Annotated in this window: 20 protein-coding genes; all 20 read left to right on the top strand. The window is 38.3% G+C overall.

The genetic code is table 11. The features are described 5' to 3' along the window. The first annotated feature begins 159 nt into the window (after nt 1-159). The 20 genes from AC6CHV_RS16415 (at nt 160) to AC6CHV_RS16320 (ending at nt 25,915) form a co-directional block, all read left to right on the top strand. Nucleotides 160-1,743, top strand: coding sequence for a BCCT family transporter (locus AC6CHV_RS16415; RefSeq protein WP_498079237.1), 1,584 nt, complete (start codon nt 160-162; stop codon nt 1,741-1,743). 40 nt (nt 1,744-1,783) lie between these two features. Next, nucleotides 1,784-3,307, top strand: coding sequence for an HAL/PAL/TAL family ammonia-lyase (locus AC6CHV_RS16410; protein ID WP_440272396.1), 1,524 nt, complete (start codon nt 1,784-1,786; stop codon nt 3,305-3,307). Between the two features lie 61 nt (nt 3,308-3,368). Then, the gene (gene hutU, locus AC6CHV_RS16405; RefSeq protein WP_498079236.1) at nt 3,369-5,042 is read left to right on the top strand and encodes a urocanate hydratase; all 1,674 of its coding nucleotides are present in this window, start codon (nt 3,369-3,371) and stop codon (nt 5,040-5,042) included. Nucleotide 5,043: 1 nt separating this feature from the next. Continuing rightward, complete coding sequence (gene hutI, locus AC6CHV_RS16400) at nt 5,044-6,333, top strand: imidazolonepropionase (protein WP_440272394.1); 1,290 nt, start codon at nt 5,044-5,046, stop codon at nt 6,331-6,333. Then, entirely contained in the window at nt 6,305-7,288 is a 984-nt protein-coding gene (locus AC6CHV_RS16395) for an agmatinase family protein (protein WP_440272393.1), read from the top strand. Before hutI ends, AC6CHV_RS16395 begins: the two co-directional genes overlap by 29 nt. A 1,071-nt stretch (nt 7,289-8,359) precedes the next feature. Further along, a complete protein-coding gene (locus AC6CHV_RS16390; protein ID WP_440272392.1) occupies nt 8,360-9,112 on the top strand; it encodes a glucosamine-6-phosphate deaminase in 753 nt (250 codons plus the stop codon). 43 nt (nt 9,113-9,155) lie between these two features. Beyond that, the gene (locus tag AC6CHV_RS16385) at nt 9,156-10,094 is read left to right on the top strand and encodes a carbohydrate ABC transporter permease (RefSeq protein ID WP_440272391.1); all 939 of its coding nucleotides are present in this window, start codon (nt 9,156-9,158) and stop codon (nt 10,092-10,094) included. Nucleotides 10,095-10,110: 16 nt separating this feature from the next. Beyond that, the gene (locus AC6CHV_RS16380) at nt 10,111-10,935 is read left to right on the top strand and encodes a carbohydrate ABC transporter permease (protein ID WP_440272390.1); all 825 of its coding nucleotides are present in this window, start codon (nt 10,111-10,113) and stop codon (nt 10,933-10,935) included. 70 nt (nt 10,936-11,005) lie between these two features. Beyond that, nucleotides 11,006-12,319 carry an ABC transporter substrate-binding protein gene (locus AC6CHV_RS16375; RefSeq protein WP_440272389.1) on the top strand — a complete coding sequence of 438 codons (1,314 nt, stop codon included), beginning with the start codon at nt 11,006-11,008 and terminating at the stop codon, nt 12,317-12,319. 90 nt (nt 12,320-12,409) lie between these two features. Then, nucleotides 12,410-13,510, top strand: coding sequence for a LacI family DNA-binding transcriptional regulator (locus AC6CHV_RS16370; protein ID WP_440272388.1), 1,101 nt, complete (start codon nt 12,410-12,412; stop codon nt 13,508-13,510). Further along, nucleotides 13,470-14,609 (top strand): N-acetylglucosamine-6-phosphate deacetylase, encoded by a 1,140-nt coding sequence (nagA, locus tag AC6CHV_RS16365; protein ID WP_440272387.1) that lies wholly within the window; start codon nt 13,470-13,472, stop codon nt 14,607-14,609. The genes AC6CHV_RS16370 and nagA overlap by 41 nt, the downstream gene beginning before the upstream one ends. A gap of 82 nt (nt 14,610-14,691) precedes the next feature. Continuing rightward, nucleotides 14,692-15,702, top strand: coding sequence for a Gfo/Idh/MocA family protein (locus AC6CHV_RS16360; protein WP_440272386.1), 1,011 nt, complete (start codon nt 14,692-14,694; stop codon nt 15,700-15,702). Nucleotides 15,703-15,810: 108 nt separating this feature from the next. After that, nucleotides 15,811-16,800 carry a C-terminal binding protein gene (locus AC6CHV_RS16355; protein WP_440272385.1) on the top strand — a complete coding sequence of 330 codons (990 nt, stop codon included), beginning with the start codon at nt 15,811-15,813 and terminating at the stop codon, nt 16,798-16,800. 346 nt (nt 16,801-17,146) lie between these two features. Further along, the gene (locus tag AC6CHV_RS16350; protein WP_341333088.1) at nt 17,147-18,889 is read left to right on the top strand and encodes a sensor histidine kinase; all 1,743 of its coding nucleotides are present in this window, start codon (nt 17,147-17,149) and stop codon (nt 18,887-18,889) included. 64 nt (nt 18,890-18,953) lie between these two features. Continuing rightward, nucleotides 18,954-20,450, top strand: coding sequence for a response regulator transcription factor (locus AC6CHV_RS16345; RefSeq protein ID WP_341333087.1), 1,497 nt, complete (start codon nt 18,954-18,956; stop codon nt 20,448-20,450). A 203-nt stretch (nt 20,451-20,653) separates the two neighbouring features. Continuing rightward, nucleotides 20,654-21,538 carry a carbohydrate ABC transporter permease gene (locus tag AC6CHV_RS16340; RefSeq protein ID WP_341333086.1) on the top strand — a complete coding sequence of 295 codons (885 nt, stop codon included), beginning with the start codon at nt 20,654-20,656 and terminating at the stop codon, nt 21,536-21,538. 16 nt (nt 21,539-21,554) lie between these two features. After that, nucleotides 21,555-22,442, top strand: a complete 888-nt coding sequence (locus AC6CHV_RS16335; protein ID WP_121445622.1) for a carbohydrate ABC transporter permease — start codon at nt 21,555-21,557, stop codon at nt 22,440-22,442. Between the two features lie 26 nt (nt 22,443-22,468). Next, nucleotides 22,469-23,806 (top strand): ABC transporter substrate-binding protein, encoded by a 1,338-nt coding sequence (locus AC6CHV_RS16330; RefSeq protein ID WP_440272384.1) that lies wholly within the window; start codon nt 22,469-22,471, stop codon nt 23,804-23,806. A gap of 13 nt (nt 23,807-23,819) precedes the next feature. After that, nucleotides 23,820-25,226, top strand: coding sequence for an FAD-dependent oxidoreductase (locus AC6CHV_RS16325; RefSeq protein WP_341333083.1), 1,407 nt, complete (start codon nt 23,820-23,822; stop codon nt 25,224-25,226). Between the two features lie 53 nt (nt 25,227-25,279). Next, nucleotides 25,280-25,915, top strand: a complete 636-nt coding sequence (locus AC6CHV_RS16320) for a YesL family protein (protein ID WP_341333082.1) — start codon at nt 25,280-25,282, stop codon at nt 25,913-25,915. Nucleotides 25,916-26,132 lie beyond the last annotated feature (217 nt).

The raw sequence follows: 26,132 nt of genomic DNA, 5'->3' as shown, positions 1-26,132 counted from the left end.
CACCTATTTCTATGAGAAAATATTCGTTAAAATTTTCAGTATATTAGGATAAGGAAAAATTATCTGTTAGGTCAACGAGCGCCTAGTATTAAGTCTAAGAGTTGTCCTTTCGTTTTTCGCTTCTTTATCTATTTCAGAATTATAAGTAGGGGGGAATCTATGATGTCATTGAAAACAGAAAATGATAGGGCTACTAAAATCGTTGTAGACAAAAAGCAATTGACGCGATTATCAGTTTTTGTACCGGCTTTTCTTGTTGTAGGTGGAGGGGCCATTCTCGGAATTGTGAACAATCAATTGTTGACGGATATTTCAATGAATGGGTTTGTAGGATCGTTACGCGGACTCGGTTGGCTTTATCAAATTATATCCATTGTTGCACTAATTCTTGTGGCAATCGTAACCTTTTCAAAGTTAGGTAACATTCGCTTAGGGGGTTCAGAGGCGAAACCTAAATATCCATTCTCGGCATGGTTTGCAATGGCTTTGACTGGTGGAATAGCTACGGGAGTCATTACGTATGGAGTTAATGAACCGATCATATACTTTGGCAACATATATGGGGAAATGGAAAATACGGGAATCGAACCAGGTACCTCTATGGCTGCCATTTATGCAATGGGACGTTCCCTATACAACTGGACATTCATTCCTTACGCAATGTATTCGCTGAGTGGATTAGTAGTTGCATATATGTATTTTAATCGTAAGCAATCATTGTCTGTTACAGGGACCTTAACGCCATTGTTTGGTGAAAAGATCACAAAGGGAATTTGGCCAGGGATTATTGATACATTATCTGTTTTGGCAATCGCACTTGGCTTAGCTTCCTCGCTTGGAGCTGGTTTAGCTTTAGTAGGTTCAGGTATTGAGACGTTTTATGGTATCAAGCAAGGACCTATCGTTTGGCTCATACTGGTTTTTATCATAACTTCAATGTTTACGCTTTCAGCCTTGAATGGTTTAGATAAAGGGATTCGCAGAATGGCGAACATCAATACCACCGTATTCTATGTCATTTTAGTAGCACTTATCATTATTGGTCCAACCCTTTATATTTTACAAACGACTACGGCAGGTTTTTCACACTGGCTACAAAATTTTTGGGGTTGGGGTCTTGATCCGGGAATCATTGGTGGAGAAGCACTTGTTATGTGGTGGACATTATATGATTGGGCGATTTGGATTGCCTACGCACCATTAATGGGGATATTTCTTGCAGTCATTTCATATGGAAGAACGATTCGACAGTTCATGTTAATCAATTGGATCCTACCGGCTGTATTTAGTATTGTTTGGTTCGGAGTTTTCGGTGGGACAGCCCTACATTGGCAACAAAACAATACAGTCGATCTCGTTTCTACCATTAAAGAAAGTGGAGCTGTTGCCGGTTTATGGGCCTTTTTAGCCAATCTACCTTTGGGAGCAATTATTATTCCTGTGGTGATGATCGCATTAATCCTTTCATTTGCAACAGCAGCAGATTCAATGGTTCGTTCAATTGCAACGTTATGTACTGTGAATATTCGTTTTGATGAAGAACCGGCAAAATGGAAAATGCTAGTATGGGCGATTTCAATTGCTATTATTGCTTACGTAATGGTTGCATTTGCAGGTGGGGAACAAGGGGTAGATGGTGTTAAATACCTTGCTGCGCTAGGTGGTTCTGCTGTTTTATTCATTTTTGTACTTCAAGTTTGTTCAGCAATCAAAATGTTCTTTTTCGATAAAATTGAAAAATAATCTTGATTAAGGAAATAGAAAAGTTAATGGAGGCAACAAGATGAAAAAAGTAGTATTAGGTCATGAAATTACATTAGATGAGTTCGTCTCCATAGCGCGTTTTGGTACTCAAGTTGAGTTTTCGGACGAATACAGAAGGCGGGTAGAAAAGTCCTGTCAGCTCGTAAACAAGTGGATTGATGAAGAACGGATTATGTACGGGGTCAATACGGGCTTTGGCGCTCTATCCACAAAAATTATTTCTGCCGATCAAACGAAGGTTTTGCAAAGGAATATTCTTTTGTCTCACGCTACATCAGTTGGTGAACCACTAGAAGAGGAAAGTGTCAGGGCTATTATGCTAATGGTGTTACAAAATTTAGGCCAAGGGTATTCGGGGGTCCGACTCAAGACGTTGGAAATGTACCGAGAATTTTTAAACCGTGGTGTCATCCCCTTCGCACCTCGTGAAGGTTCCGTTGGATATCTAAGTGTTGAAGCTCATATCGCCTTGGTTCTGCTAGGGGAAGGAAAGGCCTATGTAGATGGTGAGTTATTGCCATCACAAGAAGCCCTTCAAAAAGTAGGATTAGAGCCAATTGAACTTTCCGCAAAAGAAGGATTAGCGTTAATTAGTGGTACAACTAGTCCAACTGCTATTGGAGCCTTAGCTTTGTATGACATGTTACAAGCTGTTATGGCGGCAGATATCATCGGGGCAATGTCATTAGAAGTATTAAGGGGAACCACACGTGCATTTGACGATCGTTTGATGAAAGTCAGACCACACCCACATCAAAAAAACACAGCTACAAATGTAAGAATGATCTTAGAGGACTCGGTACTTGCAAAACAGTCGATTAATCACCGTTTACAAGATGCCTTATCTTTACGTGCCATCCCGCAGCTTCATGGAGCTGCCAAAAAAACACTTTTTGATGCTTTGAATACTTTTGAAATAGAAATGAATGCATGTAGTGACAACCCAGTTTTATGGCCAGATGAGGTAGATGGTGGTGCCATTTCAGGAAGTAATTGCGATTCATCCTACGTAGGCATTGAATTGGACTCAGCTTGTATTGCAGTAACTGCATTAGCGAAAATGTCTGAACGCAGGAACTATCGGATTATCAATCAACATCTTTCAGGATTCCCCCCATTCCTTGTTCAGAATGCGGGTCTTAATTCAGGGTTAATGATTCCACAGTACTCTCAAGCAGGGTTACTAAATGATATGAAATTATTATCCACACCTGCAACAGTTGACAGTATTCCTACATGTGCAGATCAAGAGGATTATGTAGCCATGGGTTATAACTCGGCGAAAAAGGCACGAGAAATAGCAAGAAAACTGGAATATATTTTAGCGATTGAGCTTTTGGCAATATATAATGCACATCAATTTGTTGAAAGTAATTTGACTCCCGGCTCAGCTTCAACAGCTGTGCTAGAACGTATTGAACAATCCATACCAAAAATGGACGAAGATACATATCTTTACCCTTATTTAGAAATCTTGAAGGAATTTATACACTCGGGAGAGATTATTTCAGTGGTTGAAGAGAAGGTTGGTAAGCTGCTCTAACGTTTAAAAAATATGAACGAAACTAAATCACTATGTTTTTATATCAAAGGAGGCCATCGAGATGGAACAAACAAAAACTCAAAAAGTTATTCGATATCGTGGAACTGAATTAAATACGAAAGGTTGGCTGCAAGAAGCTGCTCTTCGTATGTTAATGAATAATTTAGATCATGAGGTTGCAGAAAAGCCAGAGGACTTAGTTGTTTATGGTGGAATTGGAAAGGCGGCACGTAACTGGGATTGTTTTGATGCCATCGTCAAGTCGTTAAAAGAATTGGAAAATGATGAAACAATAGTGGTTCAATCAGGGAAACCAGTTGCTATTTTTAAATCTCACCCAGATGCACCACGAGTACTTATAGCGAATTCCAATATTGTCCCTGCCTATGCAAATTGGGAAACATTCCATCAACTCGACCAAAAAGGGCTTATGATGTATGGCCAAATGACTGCGGGAAGTTGGATTTATATTGGTTCTCAAGGAATTGTACAAGGAACATACGAAACATTTGCAGAGGTAGGGAAGCAACATTTTGGTGGCACACTTAAAAACACGATTACAGTAACTGCGGGTCTAGGCGGAATGGGTGGTGCTCAACCTCTGGCTGTGACAATGAATGGCGGAGTATGTATCGGTATTGATGTTGATGAAACTCGAATTGACCGAAGGATTGAAACCCGATATACAGATATAAAAACAGATTCATTAGATGAAGCCATTCGTATCGCTATTGAGGCGAAATTAACAGGAAAAGCATTATCAATTGGACTAATAGGAAACGCATCAGATATTCTTCCGGAGATGCTTGAAAAAGGATTTATTCCAGATATCGTTACAGACCAAACATCTGCGCATGATCCTTTAAACGGGTATGTACCATCACGCATGTCCCTTGAAGAAGCAGCACTGTTACGAAAAAATAATCCAACCCAATATGTGAAGGAATCTAAGGCTTCAATGGCTAAGCATGTAAAGGCGATGCTTGTAATGATGGAGAAAGGCGCAGTTACATTTGATTATGGAAACAATATTCGCCAAGTTGCCAAGGACGAAGGTGTAGAAAACGCTTTTGACTTTCCTGGATTTGTCCCAGCCTATATCCGACCTCAATTTTGTGAAGGAAAAGGTCCTTTTAGATGGGTTGCACTTTCTGGAGATCCAGAAGATATTTATAAGCTAGATGAAGTAATCTTACGTGAGTTCAGTGACAATGACCATTTATGTAATTGGATCCGTATGGCCCAGGAAAAAATCCAGTTTCAAGGATTACCATCCAGAATATGCTGGTTAGGATATGGAGAAAGAGCGCGTTTCGGTAAAATTATTAATGAAATGGTAGCAAATGGCGAATTAAAGGCTCCAATCGTAATTGGACGTGATCATCTTGACTCAGGCTCTGTAGCATCACCAAACCGGGAAACAGAAGCGATGAAAGATGGCTCTGATGTCGTAGCGGATTGGCCGATCTTAAACGCAATGATCAATGCTGTTGGTGGAGCAACATGGGTGTCCCTTCACCATGGTGGTGGAGTTGGAATGGGATATTCGCTCCACTCAGGAATTGTAATTGTTGCGGATGGAACGAAAGAAGCAGAAGCACGTATTGAACGCGTTCTAACTACAGATCCAGGAATGGGTGTAGTACGCCATGCAGACGCTGGCTACGAGTTAGCGAAGAAAACGGCACGTGAAAGAGGAGTAAACATTCCGATGTTAGAAATGGAGAGTAAATAAGATGGGAAAACCGATTTGGATTAAAAATATTGGACAGCTGGCAACGCTTGTATCCGAAGAGGCAGGTCCCCGTTCAAAGGAAGCCATGTCTCAATTAGGAATAATTGAAGATGGGAGCCTATGGATCGAAGACGGAATTATTAAAGGGGTAGGTTCGACTCAAGAAGTGGAACAGAATTTTAAAACTAGAATAGAAACGGCTGAAGTAATTGATGCATCTGGTTACTTGGTGACGCCCGGATTAATTGATCCCCATACACATGTTGCTTTTGGTGGAAGCCGTGAGCGTGAATTTGAAATGCGTCTTGAAGGTGTCTCTTATATGGAGATTATGAATGAGGGTGGTGGAATTCATGCAACCACCCGTATGACCCGACAGGCCACAGAAGAGGAGATAATCACTCAAACAAAGAAGCGCTTAGATTCCTTTTTACAGCATGGTGTCACAACAGTCGAGGGAAAAAGTGGTTACGGTATGGACATTGAAACCGAGCTAAAGCAACTTCGAATCATGAAAGAACTACAAGAAACACATCCGATTGACCTTGTTCCAACTTTCATGGGAGCACATGCAGTTCCACCCGAGTACAAAGGGAGAGAGGAAAAGTTTGTTGATTATGTAATTAATGAAATGCTTCCAATTGTGGCAGAGGAGCAATTAGCGGAATTTAATGATGTCTTTTGTGAAAAGGATGTTTTCACGCCTGAGCAATCAGAACGAATTTTAGAAGCAGGGAAAAAATACGGATTGATTCCGAAAATACATGCAGATGAGATTGTATCATATGGCGGGGCGGAATTAGCAGCCAAGGTTGGTGCCATTTCAGCGGAACATTTGTTGAAGGCCTCTGAAAATGGGATAAAAGAAATGGCCAAAGCTGGAACAATTGCTTGCTTACTACCAGCAACCGCTTTGTATTTACGAGAAGAAGCAGCAGATGGAAGAAAAATGATTGATGAAGGTGTAGCTGTTGCGATTTCTACTGATTGTAATCCAGGATCTTCCCCGACTACATCGATGCCGCTTGTGATGAACTTGGCCTGTATCACTATGCGAATGACACCTGCAGAAGCATTAACGGCTGCAACGTATAATGCAGCATGTGCGATTAATCGTCAACATCAAATAGGTTCGCTAGAAATCGGGAAGCAAGCAGATGTGGTGTTATGGAATGTGAAGAACTATCAGGAATTACAATATTTGTTTGGTGTTAACCATGTAAAGGCCGTCTGGAAAAAGGGTGTAAAGGTGGTAGGTAACTATGAGCAAGCAGTGGCTACAACCACCTGAATGGTCTTGGAATGTGAATACAGATGACCCAATTTATGTTCACCAGTGGGTCAAACAAATTAATCATATGGAGGAAAAACCAGATCTTCTTCTATATGGTGCACCGATTTCACGCTCTTCAATTAGTGTATCAGGTGCATCCTTATATCCAACGGAATTTCGTCGGATATGGAAAGGCTTTTCCACTTACAACATCGATGAGGATATTGATTTAGTAGATTACAAGGTTGCAGATGCAGGGGATATCGTAATGCATACTACTGACATTCCCTTATCCCACCATCGAATACAAGAGGTTACAAGTTACTTAGCATCATCCTATCCTAATACGATCACCTCAATGATTGGCGGTGACCATTCCATAACAGCCTGTGCAGTAAGAGGGGTTAAGGAAGCTTTTCCAGATGAGTCCATTGGAATCCTGCAACTTGATACCCATCTGGATGTACGTGATCCGGCTGAATTAGGACCTGCAAACGGAACTCCAATAAGACAATTGGTGGATGGTTCAACCGTCCGAGGAGAAGATATCATCAATATAGGTTTGCATGGCTATTTTAATACAAGACCACTGGTTACATACGCCAAAGAACATTCTATTCAAATGGTAACGTTGAAAGAAGCTCGCAAAGCGGGATTTGTTCAAACTGTAAAAGAAGCACTTAACAAGTTATCGGAAAAAGTGGACCGGGTGTATGTAACAGTTGATATGGATGTACTCGATATATCGGTTGCCCCAGGGGTACCTGCTTCCACACCAGGAGGCTTATCTACCACTGAGTTGTTTGATTCTTTGATAGAGATTGGTAGACATTCTTCTGTTCGTCATATTGACTTTGTTTGCTTAGATCCAAGTAAGGATTCTGCTGTATCAGAAACGGTTAAAACCGGAGTCTATGCATGGTTACAATTTGTGACAGGACTGGTTTGCCGTGATGAAAATGGTAGTGTTTAAGGTTAAAGCTCACATAATTATATTTAAGAAAAAGTTTATCTAGTTCAATTCAGTTCATCACCTATTTGGTGATGGACTTTTTTGTTAACTTATAGAATTTCTAAGATGAACAGGTCGGTATGAATATCATTTAGACGGGCCACGTCCCACCAAAATAAAATGCGAAAGATAAAATGGTAACCTATATGGTTGTCATTTTTTTTATAGAGTTTTGACACACTAAAAAAAATCCAGTTTATTTACTGGATTCAGGGTTAGTTAATTCCGAGTTATTCTTTTCGAAGAATTTCTGAAAAGCGTAATTCAAAAGAGAAAATGAGTAGAAAATTAAAAAGATGATTTTAGAATTAAACTTTTTTAGTTTATAATGACCGATCTTTTGAAAAAAAGCGTTTAAGGGAAAGGCGAAAATGAGATCCATGATTAAATTGCTTAATGCATAGAGCGAAAATTTCCCATAAGTAAAATGAAACACCCACATATTAATTGTAAAAAAGGGACCAAATATAAAGGCTAAGGCATCAAATACCATGTATTTGGTACCTCCTTTAACCTTCCACCAGTTAAAAATTGGGTTTAAGAGTGTTTGTATTAACAAAAGACACGAACAAAATAAAGTAACTGGCAAAAATCTTTTAAACGATTTTTTTGGAAGAAAGTATATAACAATAGCCCATAACACAATTGCATTTGCAATTCTAAAAAAATTTGCTATCAACATAACCACCCTACTATTTTTTATTAGAATGTGTTATTCAAACATTTTTAATCTGGAAAGAACAGGAAAAAATGAAATATTTCTCCCTATCCTAGAAAAGTTTCTAGAAATTCGCCTGAAACCGAACGTGGTAACTAATAAAACTTTTATCAATTTTTATTTTAAAAACTAGGAATAACATCCGGAAATTCAACGTATTTTAAAACATCTAGGAAGAAAGTATCACAGTTTCCGAAAAAAAATATGTTGAAAGCGTTGTCGTAGTCTTTCGAACGTGCTATTATTTAATAAATATTTAGATAATTAACAATATTAAAAAGAAATCGATTTCTAAAAAGGATGGAGGAATTAATGTGAATGTAAAAATACTAGAAACTCCTGAGAAACTTGGAAAAGAAGCTGCGGCTCAAGCAGCTGGAGTGTTAAATCGAGCGATTAAGGAAAAGGGTAGTGCTAGACTCGCGCTCTCTACCGGTGCTTCTCAGTTTGAAACCATCAATCATCTGATAAGGATGGAGGTTGATTGGAGTAAGGTTGAAATGTTCCATCTCGATGAATACGTGAACCTGCCTGAATCCCATAAAGCCAGCTTCAGAAAGTATCTGAAAGAACGATTTGTAGATTTTGTTTCCTTAAAGAAAGCCCATTTTGTAGATGGAGAAGGCGATTATCAAGAAAAGGTCAAAGAGCTATCCAAAGAAATAAGTAAAGAACCAATTGACCTAGGATTAATTGGTATTGGAGAAAATGCTCATGTTGCTTTTAATGATCCTCCAGCTGATTTTGACACAAAGGACCCCTACATAATTGTAAATTTAGATGACGATTGCAAAGCACAGCAAGTAAGAGAAGGATGGTTTGAGTCTGTAGACAAAGTACCAAATCAAGCTATTTCAATGTCAGTTCATCAAATTATGAGTTGTAAAACGATTATCTCCTGTGTACCTCACAAAGTTAAAGCAAAAGCAATCAAAGATGTTTTTGAAAAAGATGTCACCAACATGATTCCCGCAACCATTCTTAAAACCCACCCAGACATTACTCTATTTTTAGACGAACAATCTTCTTCCGAACTGAATAAGGAAAGCCTAAAACAATACCAATAACCAATTTTTAGAAATCGATTTCTATATGTAGGGAGGCAAGCTTATGGAAAGCCAGCCGATGCTAGAGAACAAGGTGGTTAAACCTAAAAAGATTAGATCGATGAATCAGAAAAAAAGACTATATGGCATCCTTTTTATTCTTCCTGCTTTCTTATTTATTTTTTCTTTTATGGTTTATCCACTTGTCTACTCGTTTTATATGAGTTTACACGATTACAATTTTGTATATGATGCAAAGCCAACATTTATAGGGCTGGAAAACTATATTGAAGCTCTTAAGGACAAAAACTTTATCGTTTCGTTAAAAAATACATTTGTGTTTGGAACGTCCTATTTTGTGCTCGTAATGGTTATCTCATTAACATTAGCTTTACTCATATTCCATACGAAGCGATTCAATAATTTTCTTAGCACGATTATCTTTTTGCCCATTGTTGTTCCTGTTTCTTTATCAGCACTTGTATTTCTATGGATTCTCCAAGAAAACTATGGTCTGTTAAACCATATATTAGGTGACGTCTTAAATATGCCATTTTTGACGTATGCCTGGTTGAACAATGGGGATACGGCAATGGCGAGTATTATCGGAGTAAGTCTTTGGGCAACGATCGGATTCGAAACCATTCTATTCCTAGGAGGATTGCAATCGATTCCAAGGGATATCCTTGAGGCTGCTGAGGTTGATGGAGCTAGTGGTTTTAAAAGAATCTTCTATATCATCCTCCCGAACTTAAAGGAGACTTATATTTTAACCGGAATCTGGGCAATCCTACATGGTCTGAAGGTGTTTGTAGAACCGATGGTCATGACGGATGGTGGGCCAGGTAACTCAACACTTGTACTCTACCAAGAAATTTACTATACAGCCTTTACGTATTTTGATATGGGCTATGCTTCAGCGATGGCTTATATCCTTGGAACATTAGCACTCGTATTCTCGTTAATTAATTTCTATATTAACCGTACGAAAGAAAAGGCGTAATGAAGGGGGGAAGATGATGAGAGTTTCAAGATTAAGTAGTGGGATTAAGTATTTTATTCTATTCGCAGCAGCATTGTTTTTCATTACTCCGTTCATTTATACATTATTCAATTCATTTAAATCAGAAGAAGAGATCTTTCAGGTACCACAAAGCTTTTTCCCGAATAATATCATCTTTGATAACTATATCAAGATATTTACGGAAGGCTTTTCAAATTACTTTGTAAACAGTGCCATCATCACCATTGTTGGGGTTATCTTGATCACAATCTTAAGTGCGTTAGCTGGTTATGCATTTGCAAGGTTGCCGTTTAAAGGACAAGATATCTTACTTGTTGCTTTGCTAATGACAATCACTCTTCCACTGGCGATCTTTCTTATTCCGATGTACCTTATGGAAAATCGCTTAGGAATCTTAAATACAAATCTAGGACTGATCCTACCTAACGTAGCGGTGGGGCTTCCATTTGCCATCTTTATTATGAGGGCAACCTTCTTAAGTATTCCAAAAGAAATCGAGGAATCAGCAGCAATCGATGGGTGTGGCGTCTTCCAAACATGGTGGAGAGTGATGCTGCCGATGGCCAAAAATGGATTAATTATTATCATCATCCATGGCTTTTATAACATTTGGGGTGAATACACATTAGCCAAAACATTAGCGACTGACCAGGCATCCATGCCATTAACTGTTGGTCTAACCCTTTTTAAAGGAGAGGTTTGGGCGTTTGGTACTTTGGCTGCAGTAATCGTCTTATCGATGCTACCGCCAATTATCATATTTATTATTTTCCAAAAGCAGATGGTAGAAGGTATTTCACAAGGGTCAATTAAAGGGTAGAAGGGAGGAGCTGTTGTTATTTAGGCGAGTAGGTTCTCAATGATAATAAAAAATTGCAGGGGGTAGATGTATGAAGAGATTTGCTAGATTACTAGGTTTGATTGTTATTTCCATTGTGTTATTAATCCCTATTGCGTGTTCATCGAAAGATCCAACACAAAAGATATCAGGTGGAGAAGAAAAAGATAGCGGAAAAGTAACGTTAAAACTCGGGGCCGATGCGTGGATGGTTGAAAAACTAAAATTAGATCAGGCAGTTAAAAAGTTCAATGCAAATCATGAAGATATCCAAGTTCAAATTTCTCCATATGCAGACAGAACAGTACTATCTACTTTTGCCTTACAATGGTCGCAAGGAAAAACAGATGTTGATATCGCAATGGTTGATGGAACTGCAACGGCTGTCCAGTTTCTCGCAAAGGATTTACTAATTGATTTTAATGAAACGGACTTTTTCCAAGGTCCTACTGCAAAAGAAAATTTTGTTGGTAATTCGATTAGCTTTGGTGAGATTGACGGCTTCCAGTTTGCAATTCCAATCAGCTTAGAAACATATGCAATCAATGTGAATAAGAAAATGTTTGAAGAAGCTGGTCTTTTAGATGCCGATGGCAAAGTGATTCAACCGAAAGATTGGAATGAACTCTATGAATATGCAAAGAAAATGACAAAGGTTGAAGGCGGTAAGGTTACCCAACAAGGTATGACAATTCAGTGGGGACCAAATGCACAATCCACATTAATTTCAGTTGCACAAGCCATGAATGGAACCTTTTACGACAAGGATGGTGTATTAACATTTGATACACCTGAAATGAGAGAAATGCTAGAGATTTGGAAAAAGGGTGCTGACGAAGGCGTTTTCTCAATCGATACATTCACAAACAAAGATGCGGGCCGTAATAACTATAAGGCTGATCAAGTTGCCATGCTTTTACAGAGTGGTTCACACGCTCCTGAGGCTGAACCAACTGTAGGTGAAGGAAATACAACGGTTATCCCAATTCCAGGTTCAGAAGTAAATGGTTCTTATGCATTTACGGCAGGAATCATTGTTCCTAGAGCTTCTAAAAATCAAGAAGCGGCTGTTCAATTTATTCAAGAGGCTTTAATGGATGGTGAAACCCAAATTGCAGCTGGTACGGAATGGGGGAAACTTCCTGTAATTAAAGAGCATTTCGATAAAATTGATGCAGAATGGAAAGACAACTTACTTGCAATCATTGAAAAGTCTGTCACTGCTCCATTCTATAAAGAATACCCAGTGCTAATCAATGAAGTACCAAAGCTACTTCAACAATATTTAACAGGTGAAATGGATCTTGATACATTCATTGAAGAAGTTGAAGCAATGATTGATGATATTGATAAAAATGTAAAATAACGTAATTAAAAAAGTCGAGGTACATTCCTTTAATCAGCATTTGAGGATGTACCCTTCTTTATATGATGTAGTCTAACGAGGAGAACTATGATGAATGAATCTAAAAAAAATATTACGATATACGACATTGCTAAGGAAGCAAAAGTTTCTCCAGCCACTGTTTCGAGGGTCTTAAGTGATAGTGGATATGGAGTTAGACCGTTACTTAGGAAACGAGTGGAGGAAGCGGCTGATTTGTTGGGGTATATGCCTAATATGATTGGACGTCAGCTTAAGAAGAAAATTACTACAAATATCGGGGTAATCCTTCCTTCGATAAGTAATCCTTTTTATCCGAAACTTCTGTTGGGAATTGAAGAAGTAGCGAGGCAAGCAGGTAAGCAGGTTTTGTTATGTAATTCAGGGAGAAGTGCGGATGTTGAAAAGGGTTATTTACAAACGTTGTATGAAAATCAAGTGAAAGGAATCATTGTCTCATCCATTTCTAATGACTATTCCATGTTTTCTGAGATACAGGAGAGAGGTGTTTCTCTTGTAGCATTGGATCAAAAAATGGAGAACTTTGATTGTCAGCAAATTCTATTTGACTATGAAAGAGCAGGTTTTATGGCTGCAGAGCATTTATTAAAAAAAGGTCATCGGAAAATAGGGTTTATTTCTGCTCCTCTTGATCGATTTAGTCGAAAAAGTGTTTTTGATGGATTTTGCAGCGCGATGCTTCAATATCAAATTGATTTACCTGAAGAATACATCCTTATTTCAACAAATGAATATGAATCGATTGAGAATAGTTACGAATTCGAAAATGGGAGAAACTTGACTGAAAAACTGATGAACTTACAGAATCCACCAACTGCCATTTTTGCTTGTAATGACATGACTGCACTAGGTGTTTACAAACAGTTGAATGAGATGGGCTTAAAAATACCAGATGATGTGAGTGTCATGGGCCTTGATGATATTGAAGTTTCCTCAATGATTTCGCCAGGCCTCACAACCATTCATCAACCAAACTATGAAATGGGAAAAATCGCTTGTAAAATCCTACTGGAAGTACTGGATGGAGAATTTAATGAAGTTGATATTTTGCTCCAACCGAAGCTTATTGAAAGAGGTTCCATAAAGGAAATTGATGTTGGGAGGAAGTTACATGGTACAAAAATGGGTTGGAAAGCATTGGGTTACCGGTGAGACGATTGAAGTTCAAGTCAAGGATGGGAGAATTTCTTCGATCACGAAAGCAACGGAAGAGGCTGAAAATTGGATTGCGCCAGGGTTGATTGATGTTCAAGTAAATGGCATTGGTGGCTTTGACATCAATAGTCATGATTCTACGGTAGAGACCATTCAAAATGTTGTAAGGGTGTTACAAGAAGGTGGCGTAACGAGGTTTTGTCCAACGGTTGTAACAGGAACAAAAGAAAGGATCCTTCACTGTGTTAAAACAATAGCGAAGGCGTGTGAGATAGACCCTGTTGTCAATCATGCGGTTATTGGCATTCACGTTGAAGGACCATTTATTTCAACGGAGGATGGTCCTCGAGGAGCACATAACCGAGATTGGGTTCGAGATCCGGATTGGGATGAATTTTTAGAATGGCAAGAGGCTGCAGGGGGACGTATTCGCAAAGTTACGCTGGCGCCTGAAAAGCCAGGAGCAATACCATTTATAGAAAACCTAGCAAAAGTAGGGGTAGTTGCAGCAATCGGACATTCCAATAGTACGGAAGAAGATATACAGAAAGCTGTAAATGCAGGGGCTACCATGAGTACTCATCTTGGCAATGGGGCACATCCTTATATTAAGCGTCATCCAAATTATATTTGGGCTCAACTTGCAGAGGATCAACTTTGGGCAGGACTGATTCCAGATGGACATCATCTGCCATACTCGACGTTGAAGGTCATGGTTCGAGCTAAAGGCAAGAAGGCCATTTTAACAAGTGATGCTGTAAATTTAGCAGGCTTACCACCAGGTCGCTATCACACGCATATTAATGATGATGTGGTCCTTGAAGAAGATGGATTCCTACATTTAGCAAGTACACCAGATATCCTTGCAGGATCTGCTACTCCACTACATGTAGGAATTGAAAAGGTGTTAAAAAATGAGCTATTTTCGCTTGAAGAAGTCATCAATATGGCTTCATTACATCCCGCAGAACTCTTTGGCCTAACAGATGACGGAGTCGGAACCCTTGAAGTAGGCTCACCAGCAGACTTCATCCTATTCAATTGGGGTAAAGAAAAAGACTTCACCATTCTACAAACAATATCAATGGGGTCATAACTGGGACGCAGGGACAGGTCCCTCGTCCCACACGGGATCCGATTTACAAAAGGTCCCTAATAAACTGGGAGGTTTTAATAAAATGCTGAAGGTAGGACAAATTGGTGGAGGAATCATGGGGCAGCAGCACATGACGATTTATCAGCAATACCATCGAAGCCAAATCAAAGCGTTGGCAACCCCGAACCCCACTCGTGGAAAAGAGATAAGTGATCAATTTGGTGTTACGTATTATGAAAATCATCAGGAAATGCTAGATACAGAGGACGTTGATGCGGTAAGTATAGCTACTCCAGACTTCGCGCATTTTTCTATTGTGATGGATGCATTGGCAGCTGGAAAGCATGTGCTTGTAGAAAAGCCCTTAACCATAAGTGTTGAAGAAAGTAGGGAAATCGTTGCATTTGCCCAACAGAAGAACCTAACAGTGATGACATTATTCAGTAATCGATGGTTATCCTCATATGCTCAGGCAAAACAGCTACTGCAAAAGAAAAATCTGTCTCCAATTATGGGCTATGCCAGAAAGAATGATAGAATCGCTGTCCCAACAGAAATGATTACATGGTCGCATAAAACATCGCCGGCTTATTTTTTATCCTCACATGATATTGATTTAATGAACTGGTTATTTGACTCAAAGGTAGTCGAGGTTTATGCGACAGCTGTTCATAAAGTACTTAAAGGGAAAGGGATAGATACCCCTGATGCAGTCCAGATTCAGGCAAAGTATGAAAACGGGGCGATTGCAACCTTTGAATCCTGCTGGATCTATCCGAATACATATCCTACAATTGTTGATTCCTTTGTCGAAGTGGTTACAGAAGAAGAGGTTATTTACCTCGATCGAAAAATCGAGAATATCGAATATGGTGGCCCTGATGGGTTTGCGACTCCAAGAAACCAACTAAACTTTGAAATCGGGGGTAAACGAATAGGCGCTGTCCCTTTAGCGATCGAACATTTTGTTGATTGCGTACTCGATAATCAACCTACCCACATTAGCCTTGAAAGCTCTCATCATGTCACCGCAATCCTTAGTGCTGCCCATAAGTCGATTGAATCGGGTAAACCAGAAAGAGTAGTTGATTAAGTGACATAGCTCCTGTGGGTCAGAGGTTATTTTCTTGGCCCACTCGGGTTGCTCATCCTTCCTGTTTTAGCATCTGCATTTCAATCTATTACATAGGGGTGCCGAAAAATGAAAAAGTTTAAAGTCGTCATCACGGATTATGAATATGGTACACTCGAGCCTGAGATGAGAGTGTTAGAACAACTAAATGCAGAAATCATAACAGCGCAATGTAAAACCGAGGAAGACGTCATACATATCGCGAAAGATGCAGATGGCATCATCCACCAATATGCACCTTTTACCAAGCGTGTCATTGATCAATTAGAAAATTGTAAAGTGATTGCGAGATATGGAATAGGGTTTGATACAGTTGATATCGATGCAGCAACTGAAAAAGGGATATTCGTCACCAATGTAACGGATTACTGTCTTGATGAAGTGGCGGACCATGCCGTTGCTATGTTACTAACATTGGCAAGAAAAATAGTAACTTTAAATAACTCTGTAAAAAGTGGCGAATGGGATTATAAAGTAAGTAAACCGATTTATAGATTGAAAAATAGAGCCCTAGGTCTTGTTGGCTTTGGGAACATCCCGAGAAATGTTGCAAAAAAGGCCCAAGCCTTTGGATTAAAAGTGATTGCGTATGACCCATTTGTTCCAGCTGAAGTTGCTGAAGAAATGAATGTTGATTTAGTGGAATTGGATGAACTGTGCAGACGTTCTGATTTTATTTCGATTCATACTCCGCTTAACAAACATACAAGGGGAATGGTAGGCTTTGAACAGTTTAACCTCATGAAAAAAGAGGCATGTATTATTAATACAGCACGTGGACCTATCATTGATGAACAAGCACTCATTGAAGCTTTAGAACAGAAAAAAATTGCAGCGGCTGCATTAGATGTTCTGGAAAAAGAACCAATCAATAGCGATCATCCACTACTTAGGATGGAGAATGTCCTTTTAACCCCGCACGTCGCCTTTTATTCGGAGGAGTCGGAAATGGATTTAAAACAAAAAACCGCACAAAATGTAGTGGATGTCCTAAAAGGGCAACTACCAAAATACTTGGTTAATAGAAGTGTTCAAGAAAAGTTCTCCTTAAAACGATAGGGTATTCGTAAAGAGATCTTCTGTCCCTATCCAAATATAGGGAAGGGGCTGCATTGTACGTTTTGAACTGTTTTTAAATAGACATCCTTTTTGTAAAGAGCATCTTCAAATATGAAGGTGCCCTTTTTCTTGTGTAATGGAATTTTAAGGACAGTATTACTAGGTGAAAGGAACAATGGTAGCAATCAACCTCACGCTTACTCTATTTACATAGTAGATTAAAAACCCTGCCCATTTCTAAAGCCAATCATGCTTGTTAGAGGATATAGTAGATATTTGTCGAAATATATATTCAGGAAAACGAAATGTAAGCGATTTTTTAATGAATGTGTAGTAGGGGGATTTTATGAAATTTATCAGCTTACGAACAAAGCTTATTGTGGCATTTATTACCTTTATCTTAATCCCTATTTTGGCAGCAAGTATAATAGGATATAAAGAAGTTGAAAATGTACTTCGCAATCAAATTGAATCAACCACGTCTGACCGGTTACATCAGGTAAATATGAATATTGAGCGGAAATTAAAAGCAATGATGTATGCCTCGAATTCAATTGTGTTGGAGGATCATATTCGTGAATTATTAAAGCGACCATACACGACCGAACGAGAGCAGCTTGATATTAGTAAACTAATTAATGATAAATACCTCGAAATCTCCACAACTCTTATATCAGATAATGTCTATTTAACCTTAATCGATAATTATGGAAATATGTATACAAATTGGGGAAGTTCGGAATCGTCGTATGAGAGAATCCTTCGTTCGGAATGGTATAAGCAGACGGTCGATCAAAACGGCTTCATGGTGTGGTCATTGAACCAAGAAAATTACATTCATCCCCAAAAAGAGGGGTTTATAACTGTATCAAGGGTGATCAAAAGTCAAAGTTTAACCGAGAATTTAGGAGTTTTAATTATAAGTGAGCCTGTTGAAAACTATATTAATATCTTAAAAGTTCGAACGAATATTCCTGACAGTTACGGTTTTATGGTGGATGAACAAGGAAGTATGATAGGTGATGAAAGCAAGAATATTAACCAAATCTATCAATATATTAAGCCAACACTTACAAGGGGAATTGATACATTTAATTGGGAGGTCGACGGTAAGAAGGCGATTGTTAGTACCTATCATATCCCACTTACGGGGTGGAGGGTTTTGCAAATTGTATCCCATGATGGAATATTTACGGATGTCAGCAAAATTCAAAATATCGTCTTTATTATATTGTTGGTAAGTATGGCTATATTTATCGGGATTATTATTCTTTTTTCAACCATGCTGACACGTCCTTTAATCAAACTTCGTGAGACAATGAAGCGAGTCGAGGAAGGTGATTTAGATGTTACATTTACAAGTAAAAACAATGATGAGATCGGGCTCCTAGGTAAGAGTTTTAATACAATGATTTCGCAGACACGAGATAATGTAAAGCAGCGAGTTTTGCTTGAAAGGAATCGTGAAAAAGCTAAATTAGAAGCACTCCAGGCACAAATCAATCCCCATTTTCTCTATAATACATTGAATACCATAAGGTGGATGTCAGTTATGGCTGGAACAAAAAATATAACTAAAATGTTGATGTCATTAGGACAACTACTAGATATGAGTATTCATAGAGGACAAGAAGAAATTACATTAAAAGAAGAGCTTGAGAATGTTGAAGCCTTCCTGACGATACAAAAATATCGTTTTGGTGATTCAATTAAGGTGATTGAAGAAATTAATCCTGATACTGTAGATTGTATTGTTCCTAAATTGTCCCTTCAGCCTTTAGTAGAGAATGTATACAATCACGGATTGTTTTTACATGGGGGGACAATGGAAATTCGCACTCAATCAACGAATGACATCCTAGAAATTCATGTTATAGATAATGGAAAAAATATGGATCAAGAGAAGGCTAGTCAATTAATGAATGACATACAAAAAGAAAAACATGAAGGACTCTCTGGTATAGGTCTTAAAAATGTTCATCAGCGGATTCAAATGATGTTCGGTGAACAATATGGGATTAAGATATGGCGTGATAATATAGAAGAAAAAACATATGTGACATTATCATTACCTGTTAAACGATTCTAACCATTATTAGAAGAGCCAACAGTCATCCAATGGTAAATTAGCAATGCTGTAGGGGGGATTTTAAGTGAAAACTCGAATTGTCATTATTGATGATGAGGTATTTGTTCGAAAAGGGATTATTTCAAGTATTTCATGGGACCAGTACGATATCGAACTAATTGGCGAATCCTCAGATGGTAAGTCCGGTCTGGAATTAATCCGTAAGCATATCCCAGATATAGTCATTACAGATATCCGCATGCCGAATATGGACGGGTTAGAGATGATTCGTTTAATTCGACAAGAACTTCCACATATAAAAATACTAATATTAAGTGTTCTAGATGATTTTAGTACCATTAGAGAAGCATTACGTTTAGGTGTCAATGACTACATCAATAAACTTACAGAGCCTGAGGAGTTATTGCGTGTGGTCTTAAATCTAAAAAATACAATAGATCAAAGTGACACTTCATCTTCGAATATTCAAAATCAAGTTGCGAAAAATGGGCAGAACCATAAACTAGAAGATTGGTTATTGGGTACCTCAATGGTAGATGATGAATCTCTTAGGGAAAGTAATCTGTATCAGGTAGGTATTCTTAGTGGAAATCAAATGGATTACTCGGAAATCCAATCAATTCTGAAACAGTCCAAAGGAGTAACTTTTTCACTAGTTGAAGAGCTAGAATTGGATCATTTCCTATTCTTTATAAGTGGAATAGATGCGGAATATCTTGAAAATGCAGTATTGCTGTTACATAAGAATTATAATAAATCCTCTATTGGTTTAAGTAAAATTTTTGGAGACGTCAGTAATCGAAAAGTAGCCTTAGAACAAGCTATCCAAGCAAATGAATACAGATTCCATAGAGGAGATGGACATGTCATTCTCTATCAGGAAGTACACCCCTCCAAAAGAGAATACTCTACATTCTTTGAGTCTCAATCGCTTAAAGATTATCAAGTGTATATTGAGGGAGATGCAACTGATAAAGCTGACGATGCTTTTAACAAGTTATTCCCTATTGCAATTGATGAATCTATCCCCCCACAATCTGTACGGGACAGTGTGTACCAGTGGTTATCAACAAATATTATGTTGTTAAGAGACTGGGGGGGAAATCTTGAGGGAATGCTCCAAGGTCAATCTCCATTTGAGCAAATTCAACAATTCAAAACGTACTTTGAACTTCGTGAATGGTGTTACCGCCTTCATCTTGTGATTCAAGAAATGCTTCAAGCAATAAAATCTTCAAAGAGTAGATTTGAAATACAAAAAGCAATTGAATATCTAAAAATTCATTATATGGATCCATTGCGAGTTCAAGATATCGCTAGTTTGGTTAACCTAAGTGAAAATTACTTTAGTAATTTATTTACCAAAGAAACTGGGAAAACCTTTACCCATTATTTGCAGGAGACTCGGGTCGAAAAATCAAAGGAACTATTAAGAAATCGACAAGCAGACTGGGTAGAAGTAGGAGCTCAAGTAGGATTTGAGGATCCAAAGTATTTTTCAAAAATCTTTAAAAGATACGTGGGTTTAACTCCGGTACAATTTCAAAATGGAAAAAACTAGTCTAAGTTAAAGTATCAAGTTATTCACTTGATACTATTTTTATGACTTTTCTGTGAATTGGAGTGCGATATCAAAGAATTGTAGGTAAGGGCTTTCAAGTTCATGGAATAGTCCCTCATCTTCAAACATATGTCGGTACCTATCTCTTTATCGTTCACTTACAATCAAAGATATACAAAAGGTCTAGGAAAGGTGGAGGTAGGTTGATTCGTACGCATAGAGAGGCTTTAACTGGATGGTTATTTATACTTCCTTGTTTAATAGGATTTGGCCTCTTAACGTTAATTCCCATTCTGTTTTCATTAGTTCTTAGTTTTACAGATTGGAATTTTCTTGAAGGCCTTAAGGGGATCCGCTTTATTGGTTTCGAAAATTTTATCAAGATGTGGTCCGATGAATGGTTTACTAAGAGTTTGGTAAATAATATCGTTTTTACCATTGTCGTAGTTCCTTGTACGATGATTTTATCATTAATCACAGCAGTTATTCTAAACGATAAAGTCTTTTTAAAGTCAACAATTCGGTTAATGATCTTCATGCCTTATATTTCTAGTATTGTTGCAGTATCTGTCGTATGGGCCATTCTTTATAGTCCATCATACGGTCCCATTAATTCATTTCTTGCAAGCCTAGGAATATCGGATTTACCTGGATGGTTGTCAAGTACAACCTGGGCTCTTCCGGCGATTATCATTATGACAATATGGATGAATATTGGATATAACATGATCATCTATTTAGCAGGGTTGCAAGGAATTCCAAAGGAACTGTATGAAGCAGCAAGAATAGATGGTGCTGGCCCGATTACAAGTTTCTTTAAGATCACAGTACCATTATTATCTTCAACTTCGTTTTTTGTTCTCGTTACATGTATTATTCAGTCATTCCAGGTATTTGCTGCCATCTTTATCATGACACAAGGTGGACCTGGAAACGCCACAAGCGTAATTACTTTTTATATTTATCAAACAGGGTTTAGTTTTTATGACATGGGTTACGCATCAGCAATGGCTTGGGTATTATTTTTAATCGTCTTTCTTGTAACCGTTTTCCAATGGCGTGGACAGAAGAAATGGGTAAATTACTAATGAAAGGAGTGGTGTGATGGATGCGCAAGTTGTAACCACAAAAAATAGTGTTGATGTAAAAACGCAGAACGTGTCATGGCTGAGGAAAAATTGGAAGAAGCTTATTCTTACATCACTATTATTGTTGTTTGCGCTCAGTATGGTCCTTCCTTTTATTTGGATGTTATCAACCTCATTTAAAAAACCAATTGACGTATTTACTTTTCCGATTGAGTGGATTCCTACTACGTTTGAATGGGGTAATTATAAAGAGGTTTGGTTTGGAACGAAGCCATTTTGGGTGTACTATTTGAACTCGATTAAAGTGACAGGCATCACTGTAATAGGAATTGTGATATTCAGTTCTGCTGCTGCGTATGGATTTTCAAGAATTCAATTTAAGGGAAGAGACGCTATCTTTCTCTTGTATCTAGCAACGCTAATGATTCCGGAGCAAGTAACCCTCATTCCAAGATTTGTTTTATTTAATTACATGGGGATTTATAATTCGCATTGGGCTCTTATTTTGCCGGGTATTTTCACCGCATTGGGCACATTTTTACTAAGGCAGTTTTATTTGTCTATACCAAAGGATTTCTCAGAGGCTGCGCAAATGGAGGGGGCAAATCATTTTCAAATTTGGACAAAAATCATTATTCCTCTTTCAAAGCCAGCGCTTGTTTCGCTCATTATTTTAAGCTTTACTCTGAATTGGAATGAATTTGTCAATCCGCTCATTTTTATCACAAGTGAAGAATTATTTACGGTACCTTTAGGACTTTCTAATTTTATAGATGAATCTGGTACGGATTATACTTTAATGATGGCGGCGGCCGTTAGTGCAATTCTTCCAGTCCTTATTTTATTCTTAGCGTGTCAGAAGTGGTTTATTGAAGGTGTAGCAGCAAGTGGTATAAAGGGATAAACAAAAAGATGTAAGGGGTGTCTTAATTGAAAAAGTTTCTAACTTTAATTGCTTTTATGTTGTTAGTTTCTAGTTTTGTTGTGGGCTGCGCAAGCTCATCAAGCAATGGAGGGAATGAAAAATCGGACAATGATGTCGTTCATTTGAAGTTTTGGGGAGCTGTTCCTGCTGAAAGTGGACCACAAGAAGCAGTAGATAACTGGAACGCAGCGAATCCTGATATTCAAGTTGAATATGTAAGGTATGTTAACGATGAAGCGGGTAATACCAAATTAGAAACCTCCCTTCTAGCAGGTGGGGAAGTCGACGTGTTTGTTAATTATCGTATTGATAAGCTTGATAAACGTATTAAAGCAGGCATGGCAGAACCACTTGATCAATTTATTGAGAAAGATAGCTTTAATATTGAAGAAAACTTTGGTGAAAATTCAATTGTTAAAATTGATGGGAAAACACACTATATACCAGCCATTATCTTAAACGACTTTGTCACGATCAACAAAGGATTTTTAGATGAAGCAAATCTCGAAGTTCCAACTGATTGGACATGGGATGAATATGTGGAATATGCGACTACCCTATCCCAAGGAGAGGGTCCAAACAAGCGTTGGGGTTCATTTGTTGGAAATCTTGAACCTAAAATCTATGAATGGATGGATAAGGCAGTTAAAACAGAGCTTGGTTCAAATGCATTTTTCAAGGAAGATGGAACAAGTAATGTAGACCATCCAGTCTTCAAGAAGTATTTAGATACAATGGTTAACATGGAACGTGAATTGAAGGTACAGCCACCATTCTCAGAAGCGAAAGCAACCAAAATGCAAGGTACTGACTTATTTTTAACAGGAAAAGCGGCTATGAACTGGAGTGGAACTGCTGCTATTCGAAGTATTAAAAACCTAGAAGATTACCCGCACGACTTTGTGACTGCATTTGCTCCACCACCTAAGATGACTGAAGATAGCAAATATCTTGGTGGAGGAACAGGTTATTTAGACTTCGTTGCAATTAACTCACGATCAAAAAATAAAGAAGCAGCCTGGAAATTCGTTAAATGGTATGTGACAGAAGGAAATGAACCGCTTATTTCTGGTGGACGTGTACCGGCATGGAAAAAGGCAGATCCAAATAAAGTAGCTGAATTAGTATTAGGTGAAAATCCAGAAAAATTATTTGATGTTGATTCTTTCAAACGTGTTGTACTAAATCAAGATATTGACATTGTTGTAGATACAAAATTTGATAACTTGGCAGAAATTCAAAAAATCGTTGAAGAGCAAGGTGAGAAGGTCTTAATTGGTGAACAAACGTCGGATGAAGCAATAACAGAAATGAAAAAAGCGATCGATAGCGCATTAGAATAGGAGTTGCTAACAGATGACTTTTGAAAAAAACTATGATGTTGCAGTAATAGGCGGCGGTCCTGCGGGGGTTGCCGCAGCGATTGCTGCAGGTAGAATGGGTGTAAAAACAGTATTAATTGAACCAAATCCATTTTTAGGTGGAGCTGGAACTGCTAGTATGGTAGGACCTTGGATGACAAACTATCACCAGGATACACAGGTCATTAGAGGTGTGTTCCAAGATATTGTGGATGAACTGGTTAAGCATGAAGGTTCAACGGGGACTCTTAAATGTCCTTACGATGATCCTGGTAATACGCAAGGTACAGGTGGTCATATTACACCTTTTGATGGTGAAATCCTAAAATATGTTTTGAACAAAATGGTCATTGAAGCAGGAGTAGACCTTTTATTAAACACATATGTTGACACTGTTACAAGTAATAATGGGAAGATTGAATCCGTTAGTATTAAGACAAAATCTTCTCGCAGTACACTTGAAGCAAAGGTTTTTATTGATTGTACAGGTGATGGGGATATTGCCGTCCAGGCGGGTGCTGAATTTGAATTTGGACGGAAGCAAGATGGGTTAAGCCAGCCTGTAACGACCATGTTTCGAATGAGTTATGTGGATATTGATCGTTTTATCGAGTATACAGATAAGAATCGAAATGAGTTTGTTTGGTTAACATACCCAGTTCTTCCTGACAATCTACCAGACTATTTTGCTGATAAAATGGTAGCTGTAACGGGCTTTAATGATCTAGTTGCGAAAGGTCAGCAAAGTGGGGAGCTGAATTTGGGACGAGAAAGAATCACCATCTTTTCTGATTTTAAAAAGGGTGATGTACTTTTCAATGCAACGAGATTGAATAAAGTAAATGCGCTAAACAACAATGAACTCATTCAAGCAAGTTTAGATTTAAAAGAACAAGTGATGTCCTTAACTAAATTTGCCCGAAAGTATTTACCAGGGTTTGAAAAGGCCGTTTTATCTGGAGCGTCCTCACATGTTGGTGTTAGAGAGACAAGAAGAATTATTGGCGATTACGTTCTAACTCAAGAAGATGTGTTACGAGGGAGAAAATTTGACGATGGCATTGCAAAGGGGTGCTTCCCTGTAGACATTCATAGCCCGACGGATAAAAAGAATGTCTGGGTTGAATTGGATGACGCATATGATATTCCGTACCGTTGTCTACTTCCGGTTGGTTTAGAAAACACTTTGATTGCAGGTCGTTGTATTTCGGCAACGCATGAAGCACTTGCTTCTGCTAGGGTTCAATCGCATTCCATGGCACAAGGGCAAGCAGCCGGTGTGGCAGCAGCATTATCTGCCCAGCAAGGAGTAAAAACCCGCGAAGTATCAGTTCGTGAACTTCAAAGTTATTTACGGCAACAAGATGCAATTGTTGCTGGCGATCTTGAAGTAAGTAGATGATTAGGGAGGTCTGCATAGAAGCAGACCTTTCTTTTTAATAAGGAGGTTTCCGGATGATAAATAACGTGGGATTATTAGGTAGAATCAATGTCCTTTTTGAATGGATTATGAATCTCGTGTATGTCAATATTTTATGGATTGTCTTTACCATTTTAGGCTTAGGGATTTTTGGAATTATGCCTTCCACTGCAGCCATGTTCCATGTAACAAGAAAATGGGTCATGGGAGAACGTGATTTTCAAATCTTTCCGTTATTTTGGGAGAAATATAAATGTGAATTTGTGCAAATGCAAGCCTTAGGGCTCATTTTTGGAACGGTAGGATTCCTTCTTTTATTTAATTATCATTTCTTTTCGGAACAAAATATTATTTTTGGTAAATTTTCAATGTTAGGCTTAATGCTACTCTATTTAGTCTCTATCCTTTTTTTATTTCCAATATATGTTCATTTTGACATGAAGCTTCTAACATATATAAAAAGTGCGTTCATCATTGGGATTTCTCATATTTTGCAAGGCCTTGTGATAGTTAGTGGTTGCGCTTTTATCTTTGTCGTATGTTCTTTCTTCTCAGCCACCTTTTTCTTTCTATTTGGCAGCCTCTCAGCACTATGGACCACCTACATCGCATACAACTGGGGGTTCCTGCGGGACAGAGGGACAGGTCCTTCGTCCCCAATCATAGGTTAAATGCGATATTAGATCAGAATATTAAAATCCCGTTTGGTAGGAACCTATACTAATCGGGATTTTTTTATTTTTTCACGCGGATTAAACTATCGTTATAGAGCTTTGACCACATTCAAACAGGGAATAAGGCCATAATAGTATATTTCAAGAAGGAAATAAGTGAACTATATGATTCATTACCTTACCCCTGCTTCCCAGTATTTTGGAGCACTATTGA

The sequence above is a fragment of the Ferdinandcohnia sp. GQ5 genome (assembly GCF_059759275.1).
Note: the sequence above shows the minus strand (reverse complement) of the source record. Positions and strands in the feature narration are given on the sequence as shown.

Excerpts from the sequence above, each read along its gene's own strand:
- AC6CHV_RS16380 (WP_440272390.1), top strand. The coding sequence starts at position 10,111 with ATGAGAGTTTCAAGATTAAGTAGTGGGATTAAGTATTTTATTCTATTC.
- AC6CHV_RS16385 (WP_440272391.1), top strand. The coding sequence starts at position 9,156 with ATGGAAAGCCAGCCGATGCTAGAGAACAAGGTGGTTAAACCTAAAAAG.
- nagA (WP_440272387.1), top strand. The coding sequence starts at position 13,470 with ATGGTACAAAAATGGGTTGGAAAGCATTGGGTTACCGGTGAGACGATT.
- AC6CHV_RS16320 (WP_341333082.1), top strand. The coding sequence starts at position 25,280 with ATGATAAATAACGTGGGATTATTAGGTAGAATCAATGTCCTTTTTGAA.
- AC6CHV_RS16410 (WP_440272396.1), top strand. The coding sequence starts at position 1,784 with ATGAAAAAAGTAGTATTAGGTCATGAAATTACATTAGATGAGTTCGTC.
- AC6CHV_RS16370 (WP_440272388.1), top strand. The coding sequence starts at position 12,410 with ATGAATGAATCTAAAAAAAATATTACGATATACGACATTGCTAAGGAA.
- AC6CHV_RS16335 (WP_121445622.1), top strand. The coding sequence starts at position 21,555 with ATGGATGCGCAAGTTGTAACCACAAAAAATAGTGTTGATGTAAAAACG.
- AC6CHV_RS16395 (WP_440272393.1), top strand. The coding sequence starts at position 6,305 with ATGAGCAAGCAGTGGCTACAACCACCTGAATGGTCTTGGAATGTGAAT.
- AC6CHV_RS16325 (WP_341333083.1), top strand. The coding sequence starts at position 23,820 with ATGACTTTTGAAAAAAACTATGATGTTGCAGTAATAGGCGGCGGTCCT.
- AC6CHV_RS16350 (WP_341333088.1), top strand. The coding sequence starts at position 17,147 with ATGAAATTTATCAGCTTACGAACAAAGCTTATTGTGGCATTTATTACC.
- AC6CHV_RS16360 (WP_440272386.1), top strand. The coding sequence starts at position 14,692 with ATGCTGAAGGTAGGACAAATTGGTGGAGGAATCATGGGGCAGCAGCAC.
- hutU (WP_498079236.1), top strand. The coding sequence starts at position 3,369 with ATGGAACAAACAAAAACTCAAAAAGTTATTCGATATCGTGGAACTGAA.
- AC6CHV_RS16355 (WP_440272385.1), top strand. The coding sequence starts at position 15,811 with ATGAAAAAGTTTAAAGTCGTCATCACGGATTATGAATATGGTACACTC.
- AC6CHV_RS16415 (WP_498079237.1), top strand. The coding sequence starts at position 160 with ATGATGTCATTGAAAACAGAAAATGATAGGGCTACTAAAATCGTTGTA.
- hutI (WP_440272394.1), top strand. The coding sequence starts at position 5,044 with ATGGGAAAACCGATTTGGATTAAAAATATTGGACAGCTGGCAACGCTT.
- AC6CHV_RS16375 (WP_440272389.1), top strand. The coding sequence starts at position 11,006 with ATGAAGAGATTTGCTAGATTACTAGGTTTGATTGTTATTTCCATTGTG.